The following is a 12,563-nucleotide window of genomic DNA, read 5'->3' as shown; positions in this document are numbered from 1 at the left end:
CCGATGGTACTGCACTCGACAGGGTGTGGGAGAGTAGGACACCGCCGAACACACATTAGAGAAGCCCCCCAACCAGTACTGGTTGGGGGGCTTTCTCGTACCCAAAACACCCCCGACTTCGAGCGAACAGCACTTTCGTCGCCCCAGATCGACCCAACGCACCGTTCACACCATCAGGGGCGGGCACGCCGCCGACTCACCACCGCGTCCGGGATCGAGTGAACGGCACTCTCACCCTCTTGGACGAGGGGAACGGTACGTTCACACCATCACTGAAAAGTGTGCGCGCACCACAGGTCTCGTCAGTCGAAGGTCAATCTCGACACCAACCTGCCACGGAACCCGTCGAGCGTGGCTAGGCTCGGAAGAGGTGCCCCGTGTGATCGGGCCCACCTCACCTGTGCACGCGTGATGACTACGGAGGCTTCGATGACCGATATTCTCGACCGCACCAAAATCTATGTTGATGGCGCCTGGATCGAATCCACTGGCAGCGGTCGGATCGACGTTCTCAATCCGGCTACCGAAGAGCTGATAGGAACTGTCGCCGAAGGCACTGTCGAAGATGTCGATGCGGCCGCGAAGGCAGCACGAAAGGCTTTCCCCGCTTGGTCTGCACTATCCGGCGGCGAGCGAGCCGAATATCTTTCCAAAGCCGCGGCGATTATTGCCGAACGTACCGATGATCTTGCGGCGCTGGTTTCGCAGGATATGGGCATGCCGATCGGATTCGCGAAGCCCGTGCAAATCGGAATGCCGCTCGCGAATTTGAATGCATTTGCCGAATTGGCTCGCACTTATGATTTCGACGCTCACGAGGTCGGGAATTCGCTGATTGTTCGCGAACCTGCGGGTGTTGTCGGCGCGATCACTCCCTGGAACTTCCCGCTCCACCAAGTTGTCTTGAAGGTTGGCGGTGCGCTCGCGGCGGGCTGCACCGTGGTTCTCAAGCCCACCGAGGTTGCGCCACTCATCACGTACGCTCTCGCTGACATCTTCGACGAAATTGGTTTGCCTGCAGGTGTATTCAACCTGGTAAGTGGCTACGGCCCGGTAGTGGGTGAAGCCATCGCCGGCCACCCGGAAGTCGACATGGTCTCCTTCACCGGGTCGACTCGGGCAGGCAAGCGAGTGGCCATCGTCGCCGCGGACACCATCAAGAAGGTCTCGCTCGAGCTGGGTGGCAAGTCGGCGAACGTCATTCTCGACGACGCCGATCTCGAAAAGGCTGTCACGGACGGCGTCGCAAAGTGCTTCATCAACTCGGGCCAGACCTGTTCGGCGCTGACGCGTATGTTGGTTCCCGCGGAGAAGGTGGATGAGGCAGCGGCAATTGCTGCTGCGGTCGCCGCTCATTTCCCGGTAGGTGATCCGACTCAGCCGACTTCGGTGCTTGGTCCTCTGGTGAACGCGAATCAGCTGGGACGCGTTCGCGGATACATCGAGAAGGGTGTGTCGGAAGGTGCCACCGCAGTTGTCGACGGTCGCGAAACCGGTCTGGCCAGTGGATATTTCGTCGGTCCGACGGTGTTCGCGAACGTGACCGAAGACATGACCATTGCGCGCGAGGAGATCTTCGGACCGGTCCTCTCGATCATGGGCTACAAAGACGAGGCCGACGCAGTGCGGATCGCCAACGGCACCGAGTACGGACTGGCCGGTGGCGTTTGGTCAGGTGACCCCGATCGCGCGGATCGCGTCGCGCGGCAACTGCGTGCCGGGCAGGTCGAGGTGAACGGCGGCGCCTTCAACACGAATGCTCCGTTCGGTGGGTACAAGCAGTCGGGCGTCGGGCGCGAGGCCGGCACGTTCGGGCTCGAAGAGTTCCTCGAGATCAAGGCGATTCAGAGATAGTTTGTTCGAGAATGGCGATGCTCCCGTACCAAGTGCGGGAGCATCGCCATTTTTGTACCCGGATCAGGACTTGGCGGCATCCAAATGCTGAGCCGAGATGTTCGCCAGATGTGTCAGGTCCGAGGCCACGGTCGCGAACGTGTAGCCCTCCCCGAGCCGTTGTGCCGCAACCTGACCGGAAGGTGTGTGGATTCCCGCAGCGACTCCGCTGACGGCGGCAGCTTCGCGCACCCTGGTGAGCGCTGATTCGAATTCCTCGGCGACGTCCGGATCGTTGGAGTGCTTACCTCCGACGGCGATTCGTAGGTCGGACGGCCCGACGTACACGCCGTCCAATCCGGGCACTGCGCAGATCTCTTCGACGTTCGCCAGACCCTGTGGGGTCTCGATCATCGCAAATACAACGGTGTCGCGGTTCGCGTCGGCGGGAACGGGGCCGATACGGAGTTGCGAGCGCATGGGTCCGTAGGAGCGGATGCCGAAAGGCGGATACTTGGCGGCTGCCACGGCGGCCGCTGCCTCTTCGGCGTTGTTGATCAGCGGAACGATGACGCCCACAGCGCCCGCGTCGAGTGCACGGCCGATGGGTGTCGGATTGTTTGCCTCGACGCGCACCATCCCGACGGTGGACGGTGACGAGTCGATGGCGGTGAGCCCGGCGACCATCCCCGAATAGCCGATCAGGCCGTGCTGCATGTCGAGGGCAATGTAGTCCCAGCCGACGTGCGCGATCCATTCGGTCGAGATCGGGCTGTCGATGACGGACCAATATCCGAGTATGCGTTCGCGTCCTCGGATGCGTGCGGCGAATTCCTGTGCTGACATAGTGAAGAACTCTTCCTGATGAAGGTCGGGTGTTTCAGCGGTTGTAGTTGGGCATGGGGCCTCGTAGGGCAGCACCGACGAGATCACACTCTTCGACGGTCGAGGCGTCGAGTGGACCTCGCCCGATGGCCGCGATATTGGATTCGAGGTGCGTTACTTTGGATCCTCCGAGGAGCAGCGATCCGGCGACGGGCTTGCTGACCAGCCAGCGCAACGCAAGCTCGGTCAGGGAGATGCCCGACTGCTCTGCGATTGCCGTCAGTTGAGCGATCGCGTCGAATATCTGTGTGTTCCAGTATCGCTCCTTGTACATCGACGCAAGACGTGAGTCGCCGAATCGGCCGTCGGCGGGACTTTCCTCGAAGGTGTGGCGCCCCGTGAGCAGGCCCCCACCGAGTGGGTTGTAGACCATGGTGGTCAGTCCGGTCACGTCCGCGAATTCTGCGTATTCTTCTTCGATGCGACGCGCGAGCAAGTTGTAGAGCTGCTGTGCGACGATCGGTCGGGGAGCTCCGACTGTGTCTGCGGTGTAGTTGATTTCACTGATTTGCCACGCTGCGAAGTTGGATACGCCGAGTGTGCGGATCTTGCCCTCGGCAACCAGTTCCGCGACGGTGGTGAGAGTTTCGGTCAGCGTGACGGTTCGGTCCGGCTGATGGAGATAGAACAGGTCGACGTAGTCCGTGTCGAGTCTGCGCAGGCTTCCTTCGACGCTTGCTCGGAGCCCCTCTGTCGAGAGTGGGCTGTTGTCGCCGGCATCGGGATGCGGCATTCCCGCTTTGGTGGCCAGAGTGACGGAATCGCGTCGGCCGTGGAGCAGCTTTGCCAGCATGCGCTCGGACTCGCCGCCCGCATAGCCGTTGGCCGTGTCGATGTGAGAGATACCGGCGCCTAGTGCTGCGTCGAGCATCGATCCGGCGCCCGATATGTCGACCGTGTCTCCGAATGTCATGGTGCCGAGCACCAGTTTCGGAAGCTCGAGTGGGGCGGTCATCAGGCAACTCCTCGTGATTCGGTCTGCTTGGCTAGCAAGTTCTTGGACAGGGCTGCCACCACGTGGCGTGGTTTGATGCCGACCATGGTGGTGGGATCGAGAGCAGCGCCTCGTAGTGCGCGGGTGTACGGCTCGCGCGGACTGGCGAGAACTGTGTCTGTGGAACCGGATTCGACGATGGTTCCTTTCGACATCACGACTACGGTCTCGCTGATTTCTCGGACGACGCCCAAGTTGTGTGAGATGAAAACGTACGTCAGACCGGTATCGGCCTGAATTTCACGTAGGAGCTCGAGTACCTGCGCTTGCACCGACACGTCGAGAGCGCTGGTCGCTTCGTCGCAGACCAGGATCTCGGGTCCGCTGGCAAGTGCACGAGCAATTCCGATGCGCTGACGTTGGCCTCCTGAGAACTCCGCCGGACGCCGGTGTAGTGCCGAGCTGGGCAAGCCAACGCGATCGACGAGTTCTGCTGCTGCCTTTGCACGTTCAGACTTGCTCCGAACACCTTTGAGGCGCAGTGGTTCTCCGATGATGTCCTCGGCAGTCAGATGAGGGTCGAGCGATCCGTACGGATCTTGGAACACCATTTGAACGCGAGAGCGGTAGGGGCGCAGCGACTTCTCCGACATCTGCGCGATGTCATTGCCGTCGACGAGAATGCGTCCACTGGTCGGTGTGAGGAGTCGGACGATCGATCGAGCGATGGTCGACTTGCCACATCCGGATTCGCCGACGATGGCCAAGGTCTTGCCCTTTTCCACCGAGAAGCTCACAGCATCCACGGCTCGGAAAACTCCGTCGGGAACCGGATACTCGACCACGAGATCTTCGACGGCGAGAAGTGGCGTTTCGTGGCGGGTCATGCCGAGGCTCCGATCTGTGTTGAACGGGCGGGGTCGCCGTCCCAAGGCCCCAGTTGAGGTATGGCGTCGAGAAGCTTTTGTGTGTAGGCGCTTTGCGGTGAGTCGACGAGAACGTCGGCACTACCGGTCTCGACAAAACGTCCGTCCTTCATCACGTAGATGCGATCGGAGACCAACCGCGCAACTCCGAGATCGTGAGTGATGACCAGCATTCCGATGCCGGTGCGCTCCTGCAACTCGAGCAATAGATCCAGAATCCCGGCCTGAACGGTTACGTCCAGTGCGCTGGTGGGTTCGTCGGCCACGATCAGTTCGGGGCCGGCAGCAAGAGCGCCGGCGATCAGGACGCGCTGCAACATTCCACCCGACAGTTGATGCGGGTACTTGTCGAGTTGCTGATCCGGATACGGAATGCGTACCTGCTCGAGCAGTTGCACTGCCCGCTCGATTTGTTGCTTCTTCGCGGTCACACCGCTGTGGCGCACTGCTTCTCGAAGTTGGCTACCGATGGTGTGGACGGGACTCAGAGCCGTCATCGGGTCCTGGGGGATGAGCGCGATGTGTTTTCCGCGAATATCGTTCAGGATCTTCGTGTTTCCGAGAATGTCCTGACCCTTGAACACGGCTTTCCCGGAAAGAACCGCAAGATCGTCCGGAAGCAGTCCGAGAATCCCCATGGCTGTCGTCGACTTTCCGGAGCCGGATTCACCGATGATGGTGACGGTTTCACCGGCGTCGATGCAGAAGGACACGCCGTCGACGGCTCGGATGACGCCGTTCGCCGTGACAAGTTCGATCTGGAGATCGTCGACCCGTAGTAGATTTCCCATGTCTCACGCCTTCGCTTTCTGGGCGCTGCCACGCCCGAACAGGCTTGCGCCCAGTCGTTTCGAACCTGCAGGACGATCGCGCAGACCATCGCCGAGTAGGTTCACTCCGACGACCAGCAGCACGATCATCAGACCGGTCAACGTGACGATCCACCATGACGTGGTGATGTAGTCCTGGCCGTCGGCGATGATTCGTCCCCAGGTAGCGAATGGACGTTGCGGTCCGGCGCCGAGGTAGCTCAACGAACTTTCCAGCAGTACGGCCTGCGCGAGCAGCAGCAGGACGACGAGCGATGCCTGCTTGACGATGTTGGGAATGACGTGACGAAGCAGGATGGCCATGCGGGTAAGTCCGAGGACTCGAGCTGCAGCTACGTAAGGCTTTTCGCGTTCGACGAGTACCAATGAGCGAGTCAACCGTGCGACTTCGGGCCACTGTGCGATCGCGATGACAAACGTGATGACGGGAATGGACGGGCCGAACAGCGCAACAACGAGAAGCAGCATCATCAGCAAAGGCAGAGAAAGCTGTGCTTCGAGTAGGCGGGAGATCACGGTGTCGACCCAACCACCGAAGTACCCCGCGGCGGATCCGGCGACGATGCCGATGACGCCGGAGACGATCACGGCGAGAATACCGATCGTCAGAGACACCTGGCCGCCGTGCAGGATCCGTGAGAGCAGATCTCGTCCCAACTGATCGGTGCCGAACAGATGGCCGTCGGTGAGGGGCGGTAGCCGTCGACTGCTCAGGTTGGTCTGGTTCGGATCTGCAAGGGGGAGTAGTCCCGCCAATGCAACAGGAAGAATCACCAGGAGCGCGCAGATCGAGCCGGTCCAGATCTTGACTCGGCTGTCTCGCTTACGGCGCGTGGCTCCGGCGCGTGCGAAGTCTGCCTCGGTGACCGCGCTGGCGCGTGGAGTTGTTGGAGGTTCCAAGACGGTAGTCATCAGTTGGCGCCCTTTCCGAGTCGCACGCGTGGATCCAGGAGGGGGTAGAGGAGGTCCACTGCCAGTTGCACGAGCACGGCGAGAACCGCGGTGACAAGCACGGTGGCCTGGATGAGCGGGTAGTCGCGAGTCTCGAGTGCGCGGACCACCAGCGAGCCGACACCAGGCCAGGCGAACACGACCTCGACCACCACGACGCCGTTCAGCATTCCGGCGAATCTGGTGCCCAGCGCGGTGACGATCGGAATCGCCGAATTACGCATCGCATATCGCCAGGTGAGTTCGCGTTCCGATACTCCGCGAGAGCGTGCGACCGTGATGTACGGAGAAGCGAAGGCCGAGACCATTTCGCGTCGAACCATCCGGGAGATCAACGCGATCTGAAGGATGGCGATGGTGACGGTAGGCAGGATCAACGACGGCCATGTGGTGAAACCGGCTGCCGGGAGTACTGGGATCAAGACCGCGAAGATCGTCACCAGCATCAGGCCGCTCCAGAACTCCGGCATGGACTGCCCGCCGACGGCTACGACGTTCGCACCGAGTTCACGTCTGGTGTCCGCGTGACGGGCCATCCACACGCCCAGCGGAATCGAGAGCACGGCGGTCAACAGAATGGAGCTGACGGCAAGGGTGATGGTGTACGGGAGACGGCCGAGGACAACGTCCATGGCCGGCGCCTGGAACGAGTACGACGTGCCGAGATTCAGGTGGACGAGGTCCCACAGGTAGATCAGGTATTGGGAGAACACCGACTTGTCCAAGCCCATGTCAGCACGGATCTGTGCGAGATCCTCGGTGCTGGCCAGCGGTCCGGCCAAGGCGTAGGCAGGATCGCCGGGTGCCATTCGGATCAGGACGAACACTGTTGTGAGCGTGAGGAAGATCGTCAAGGCACTCTGTGCCAGACGTTTGAGCACGTATTTGACGGTCGGGTTGATCCTTGTGCGTCGACGCGGAGAGATTCCGAGAGCGGTTTGCGGTTTCGGAGCGGTGAGAGTCATCGCCTCAGGCCTCCAATCGGACGGCGCCGAGGTCGTAGGAGTTGATCGGGGTCAGTGAAACATTTTGTACACGAGTGCGTTTCGCAAGGAGTGCGTTGGGTACGAAGCTCCACAGGCAAGGCCAGGTGTTCCAGATGTCTTGTTGTGCGGCGTCGAGTAGAGCGGCGCGCTTGGTCGGGTCTGGTTCACTGGATGCGGCTTGGATCTTCGCGGTGATTTCGGGGAAGACGTACCCGTGATAGGTGTCGCGAGTTGCTTCCTTCTCCGCTGTGCCGGCGTACATCCCCTGCAACGTGGTCAGTGCAAGTCCGGTCTGGTTGCCGTAGCCGTTGCCCAGCACATCCCAGTCGCCGGTCTTGCCCTGGCGCCAGGACGAGATGTCACCGCCCGGTTCGAACTGCTGGAGTTTGACGCGTACTCCCACGGCCTTCATCATTTCGAGTACCGATTCCATCACCGAGACGTCGTTGGTGAACTCTCCGGTTTCCCAGATGAAGGTGAGTTCGAGGTCGTCGGCGCCTTCGGCCTCGAGCATTTGCCGCGCTTTCCGTGGATCATATTGGTAAGTGCCAGTTTTCACGGCTCCGTCCAAGGTCGACGGTGCGGGGCCGGTGGCCGGGACTGCGGAACCGATCAGCACGTCCCGAGCGAGTGACTCACCGTCGATGGCATACGTGAGAGCTTCTCGGACACGCGGATTGGACAGTGGGTGATCGGCGGGCTTGCGGAAGTTGAAGAACAGTTGGTTGATGCGTGTGCTCGGTACTGTGTCCACCTGGACACCAGGCAGATCGGCGAGTTGTTCGGCGGAATCGGGACTGATCGAGTCGATGACGTCGACCTCGCCGCTCCGAAGCGCGACGACGCGGCCGGCCTCTTCGGGAATGAAGCGGACCTGAACACGACGAACGCCGGGGGCCGGGCCCCAGTAGTTGTCATTGGCGACAAGTGTGTAATCGCCGGTGCCCCGGTTCGATTCGCTGACGACGAACGGTCCCGACCCGATTCCGCTCTGCAGTTCGTTGGGTTCGTTGGCAGCGGCCGGGGTGATCAAGATGTTGGACATGAGCGAGTCCAGAACCGGCACCGGGGAATTCGTCCGAAGGATGAAGGTGCGATCGTCGATGGGGACGACCGTCGGCCACTCGGGGAACTGCGGTGCGACAAACGATCCGCTGACCTGCTGGTACATCTGCATTGCCGTCGTGACGTCGTCGATCAGCACAGGTGTGCCGTCGGAGTAACGGATGCCCTCGCGGAGTCGAACCGTCCACTCGGTCGGGCCGGTCGATTCGAACCTGTCAGCGAGAACGAGTTGCGGTGTCAGATTGTCGCCGATCCGGGTGAGACCTTGTCTGACGCCACGTTGAGCCGTGACTGCTGCGTCGAATTGATTGAGTTTGTTGTCGAGGCTGACGAGCGAGCGGTTGAGCCCGAGCACCAGGGTGTCCTGTGTCGGTTTCCCGGTAGGGCCGGCGCACGCGGCAGTCGTGCCCAGAAGCGTTGCGCCACCGATCAGCCCGGTGAACTGCAGAAAGGATCGCCGGGAGAGCTGTGGTGTTCGCAAACGAGTATTGGTCATCGGTGACCTTTCGATCCTGACGGGGCAGCGTGGGGGCGACGCTCCGAGCGGACTGTTGGTGAACAATCGCGTCGGGCTCTCGCTTGTAACTCAGCTCACAATGGCACTGTTGCGCACTTCGCGCAAGTCCCGTAACTTCGATTGCGTACTTCGCGCATCGGTTGCGATGCTGTGCATACTCGATTCAGACCGAAAGGGGGTCGAGGAATTCGATGAAACCACTGGTAATCATCGCTGATGATCTTTCCGGAGCAGCGGAGTCGGCCGCAGGATTTCTGCTCCGCAGTTCGGGCATATCGCTTCGGCTCGGCCCAGATGCGCCCGACGGATCAGGAGTGACGGTTTTCGATCTGCACTCACGGCGATCCGACCCCGCCAGAGCCTCTCGGGACGTGAGATCAGTTCTGCAATCGTCTGACGGCTCCGAGATCGTCAAGAAGATCGATTCCCTGCTCAGGGGCAACATAGCAGCGGAGGTTGGAGAACTCTCCCGCGACGGATCTCCGGTCATCGTCGCCGCCGGACTGCCCAGACAAGGGCGCACGGTGCAAGACGGCGTGGTGTTGGTCGATGGGGTTGCGTTGCACTCCACTGACCTGTGGCGCGCGGAGTCGAAGCCGACTCCTCGGTCGATTGCAGAGGCGCTCGGCCCGTCGGCAATCACTTCTGGCGTATCGCTGGATGACATTCGCTCCGGGCGTTTGAGCCAGGTTCTTGCGTCGATCTCAGAAGCCGGGTCGGTGGCGATCTGCGACGTCGAGACCGAGAGTGATCTGGAACTGATTGTGGCTGCAGCACAGGAGGTTCGGGGTTCTCGATTGGTAGGAACCTCGGCGCTCGCGATGGCAGTGGCACGACGAAGAACCGTGCAGTCACCCGTCGCGTGCCCATCTCTTCGTGTTTCTCGATTTACCTTGGTCGTCGTGGGGACGGCGGATGCGTCTGCCGGGGACCAAGTGGCATTGCTTCGGGATTCAGGGGCGCACCATATCGAAGTGAACAGTGCTGAGCTGCTGGCGCATTCGGTCGATCCGCTTCCGATTCTGAACGCACTGGATCGCGGAAACGTCGTGGTTTCGGTAAGTGGACCTGTCGTGCCTGCAGAATCCGTCCACCTCGTTTCGGCTCTCGCCGATCTGATCGCTGCCGTCGATGCAGGATTCTCCCACGACGATTACCCGATCGACCTGGTACTTACCGGTGGCGAAACCGCGCGCAGCGTTCTCGACCGCCTGCGGGTCGACACGCTGTCACCGATTTACGAAATCGAACACGGCGCCGTACTTTCCGTCGATCGAACCGGACGGTACATCGTCACGCGGCCAGGCAGTTTCGGGAATGCACACAGTCTTTTCTCCATAACGAAGTTTCTCGCGCAACCCACCCCGGTCGCCGCTCCGGACAGTCCGCCTTCAGTTACTCCTTCAGACAACGAGGTCAATCCCATGTCAATCGAATCCACTCCACTGCCGCTGATTGCTGTCACGATGGGCGACGGCGCCGGCGTCGGACCGGAAGTGATCGTCCCCGCACTCCTCGACGGTGAAACGAGAAAGCGTTGCCGCCCTGTTGTTGTCGGCGACGCGAAGCGTTTGCGATTGGCTGCCACGGTGCTCGGAATCGACGTCGACGTGGTCGCGATCGAGGAGATCAAGGATGCTGAATTCATCGATGGACGGATCAACGTCATCGACCTGGACTTGCTACCCGAGGATCTCGCCTGGGGTGAACTGTCGGCAGTCGCGGGGGATGCGGCCTATCAATATATCCGCGTCGCAAGCGAACTCGCCGTACGCGGTGAAGTCCAGTCGATCTGCACGGCGCCGCTGAACAAGGAAGCGCTGCATGCGGCAGGACACATCTATCCCGGACACACGGAATTGCTTGCGCACCTGACCGGTACCGAGGAGGTGTCGATGATGTTGTCGACCCCCAAGCTCAAGGTGATTCACGTGACCACTCACATCGGACTGCTCGATGCAGTTGCCAGGATCGAGCCCGGCCTGGTCGAGAGGACCATTCGTCGAGGTCACGAAGCTTTGGTGCGCACGGGCAATCCATCTCCGAAAATCGGCGTGTGCGGGATCAACCCGCATGCGGGGGAGAACGGGCTTTTCGGGTACGGAGAGGAAGAGCAGAAGATCATTCCCGCCGTCGAACTCTTGAAGGCAGAAGGAATCGACGTCCACGGCCCACTGCCGGCGGACACGGCATTCTTCCTCGCTGGACGTGGGGACTACGACTTGATCGTTGCGATGTACCACGATCAGGGGCACGGCCCGGTCAAGGTTCTCGGGATCGAGGCCGGCGTCAACATCACCGTCGGGTTACCTGTCATCCGTACCTCCGTCGATCACGGAACCGCTTTCGATATTGCAGGTAAGGGCATCGCCGAGGCCGGTAGTATGGTCGAAGCGCTGCGGCAGGCGGCCGAATTGGCAACCAGCACATTCGTTTCCAAGTAAGAACCACGGTTTGTAGGGGGAGGAGCGATGGCCATCCGGGAGTCGGAGGCGAGGCGGTCGGAGATTGCGAGGCTCGCTCGCACCAGCGGTCTGGCCAGTGTCGAGGATCTGTCTGCCCAATTCGGGGTGACTGCATCCACGATTCGTCGCGACCTGAGTCAGTTGACTGCCCAGGGAGTAATTGCTCGAACGTACGGCGGGGCGATTGCTCTCAACCCTCATCCGGAATCCTCCTTGCGTCAACGCGCAATGGAGGGATTCGACGCCAAACGGGGCATCGCCGAATGGGCTGCTGAGCAGGTTCGGCCCGGGGAAACCGTACTTCTTGATGCAGGTACCACCGTCGGGGCGATGGGAGAGTTCTTACGTCACGTGACGAATTTGACGGTGATCGCTGCAGGGCTTACGGCGCTCGAGGCGTTAGCCGACGCTGATGGTGTTCGAGTCGAATGTCTCGGCGGGACGCTGCGGCAGCTCAGTCAAGGATTCGTCGGGCCACTGGCGGAAGCGTCGCTGCAGCGGGTGTCGTTTGACAAGGCATTCCTCGGTGCCGATGCAGTTACGGCTGACCTGGGTATTTGTGAAGCTGAGCTCGATCAGACCCGGCTCAAGGAAATGATGATCGAACGTGCCGGCGAGGTCTACATCCTCGCCCACTCCGCCAAGCTCGGTGAACGTCCTTTCCATGCGTGGGCGCCGATACCGCCGGGGGCCGTGCTGGTTACCGATGCTGCAGTAGACGCAAAGCAAGTCGCGTTGTTCGAGGATGCAGGTATCCGAGTCCAAGTGGTGTGAGTTCCCGCTGCGTGCCGATCCGGGCACGGTGTCCGGCGTCACATGATGTCCGAATTCGTGAAAATCGACTGAAACGGGCAATCTTGCTGGGGAAATGGATACCTCCGAGCCTCTGACCTGTGGATTTGTCAAAGACTTCGGCGGACGCGTAACTTATTCCAAGTCAGAGCGACACGGACACCGACTCCCGCCTTTACGGCGAGTGACACGAGGTTGTACGAAGTGCCTGACCAAATTTCGAAGTAGTTTCCATCGTGTATGGTTGTGCTTCACCTCCAGTTCTTCCCCAAATGTTCAGCGGTTTGCGCCGATGATCATGATGGGATAGGCTGGAAAAGTTGCCCCGGAGCGGCGGCCATAGGGTCGTGGTGATGGTGTGTGCGTGTTCTTTGAGAAC

10 protein-coding genes are annotated in these 12,563 nt (G+C 60.8%); 3 read left to right on the top strand and 7 right to left on the bottom strand.

Translation table 11 applies throughout. The features are described from left to right. The first annotated feature begins 429 nt into the window (after nt 1-429). Nucleotides 430-1,854, top strand: coding sequence for an aldehyde dehydrogenase family protein (locus AC1Q6C_RS32855; protein WP_007732506.1), 1,425 nt, complete (start codon nt 430-432; stop codon nt 1,852-1,854). A gap of 63 nt (nt 1,855-1,917) precedes the next feature. On the opposite strand, the gene AC1Q6C_RS32850 is transcribed toward AC1Q6C_RS32855, so the two are convergent. From AC1Q6C_RS32850 to AC1Q6C_RS32820, 7 genes are read right to left on the bottom strand one after another with little or no spacing between them, the layout of a single operon-like run. Beyond that, nucleotides 1,918-2,679, bottom strand: a complete 762-nt coding sequence (locus AC1Q6C_RS32850) for an HpcH/HpaI aldolase family protein (RefSeq protein WP_007732505.1) — start codon at nt 2,677-2,679, stop codon at nt 1,918-1,920. Nucleotides 2,680-2,713: 34 nt separating this feature from the next. After that, entirely contained in the window at nt 2,714-3,673 is a 960-nt protein-coding gene (locus AC1Q6C_RS32845; RefSeq protein WP_003941424.1) for an aldo/keto reductase, read from the bottom strand. Beyond that, nucleotides 3,673-4,539 (bottom strand): ATP-binding cassette domain-containing protein, encoded by an 867-nt coding sequence (locus tag AC1Q6C_RS32840; protein ID WP_007732503.1) that lies wholly within the window; start codon nt 4,537-4,539, stop codon nt 3,673-3,675. The genes AC1Q6C_RS32845 and AC1Q6C_RS32840 overlap by 1 nt, the downstream gene beginning before the upstream one ends. Continuing rightward, nucleotides 4,536-5,369 carry an ABC transporter ATP-binding protein gene (locus AC1Q6C_RS32835; RefSeq protein WP_007732500.1) on the bottom strand — a complete coding sequence of 278 codons (834 nt, stop codon included), beginning with the start codon at nt 5,367-5,369 and terminating at the stop codon, nt 4,536-4,538. The genes AC1Q6C_RS32840 and AC1Q6C_RS32835 overlap by 4 nt, the downstream gene beginning before the upstream one ends. A gap of 3 nt (nt 5,370-5,372) precedes the next feature. Continuing rightward, nucleotides 5,373-6,320, bottom strand: a complete 948-nt coding sequence (locus AC1Q6C_RS32830) for an ABC transporter permease (protein WP_007732498.1) — start codon at nt 6,318-6,320, stop codon at nt 5,373-5,375. Continuing rightward, a complete protein-coding gene (locus AC1Q6C_RS32825) occupies nt 6,320-7,324 on the bottom strand; it encodes an ABC transporter permease (RefSeq protein WP_007732496.1) in 1,005 nt (334 codons plus the stop codon). The genes AC1Q6C_RS32830 and AC1Q6C_RS32825 overlap by 1 nt, the downstream gene beginning before the upstream one ends. A 4-nt stretch (nt 7,325-7,328) precedes the next feature. Continuing rightward, entirely contained in the window at nt 7,329-8,906 is a 1,578-nt protein-coding gene (locus AC1Q6C_RS32820) for an ABC transporter substrate-binding protein (RefSeq protein WP_007732494.1), read from the bottom strand. A 212-nt stretch (nt 8,907-9,118) separates the two neighbouring features. On the opposite strand from AC1Q6C_RS32820, the gene pdxA reads away from it, so the two are divergent. After that, nucleotides 9,119-11,371, top strand: a complete 2,253-nt coding sequence (gene pdxA / locus AC1Q6C_RS32815; RefSeq protein WP_007732489.1) for a 4-hydroxythreonine-4-phosphate dehydrogenase PdxA — start codon at nt 9,119-9,121, stop codon at nt 11,369-11,371. A gap of 27 nt (nt 11,372-11,398) precedes the next feature. Beyond that, nucleotides 11,399-12,166: a DeoR/GlpR family DNA-binding transcription regulator gene (locus tag AC1Q6C_RS32810; RefSeq protein WP_003941419.1), complete on the top strand. Its 768-nt coding sequence runs from the start codon at nt 11,399-11,401 to the stop codon at nt 12,164-12,166. Nucleotides 12,167-12,563 lie beyond the last annotated feature (397 nt).

The sequence above is a fragment of the Rhodococcus sp. MT28 genome (assembly GCF_058792695.1).
This window is presented reverse-complemented; position numbering and strand designations above follow the sequence as displayed.

Bases quoted from the DNA above. Each gene is read 5' to 3' on its own strand.
- AC1Q6C_RS32825 (WP_007732496.1), bottom strand. From the start codon at position 7,324: ATGACTCTCACCGCTCCGAAACCGCAAACCGCTCTCGGAATCTCTCCG.
- AC1Q6C_RS32835 (WP_007732500.1), bottom strand. From the start codon at position 5,369: ATGGGAAATCTACTACGGGTCGACGATCTCCAGATCGAACTTGTCACG.
- AC1Q6C_RS32845 (WP_003941424.1), bottom strand. From the start codon at position 3,673: ATGACCGCCCCACTCGAGCTTCCGAAACTGGTGCTCGGCACCATGACA.
- AC1Q6C_RS32855 (WP_007732506.1), top strand. From the start codon at position 430: ATGACCGATATTCTCGACCGCACCAAAATCTATGTTGATGGCGCCTGG.
- pdxA (WP_007732489.1), top strand. From the start codon at position 9,119: ATGAAACCACTGGTAATCATCGCTGATGATCTTTCCGGAGCAGCGGAG.
- AC1Q6C_RS32850 (WP_007732505.1), bottom strand. From the start codon at position 2,679: ATGTCAGCACAGGAATTCGCCGCACGCATCCGAGGACGCGAACGCATA.
- AC1Q6C_RS32820 (WP_007732494.1), bottom strand. From the start codon at position 8,906: ATGACCAATACTCGTTTGCGAACACCACAGCTCTCCCGGCGATCCTTT.
- AC1Q6C_RS32830 (WP_007732498.1), bottom strand. From the start codon at position 6,320: ATGACTACCGTCTTGGAACCTCCAACAACTCCACGCGCCAGCGCGGTC.
- AC1Q6C_RS32810 (WP_003941419.1), top strand. From the start codon at position 11,399: ATGGCCATCCGGGAGTCGGAGGCGAGGCGGTCGGAGATTGCGAGGCTC.
- AC1Q6C_RS32840 (WP_007732503.1), bottom strand. From the start codon at position 4,539: ATGACCCGCCACGAAACGCCACTTCTCGCCGTCGAAGATCTCGTGGTC.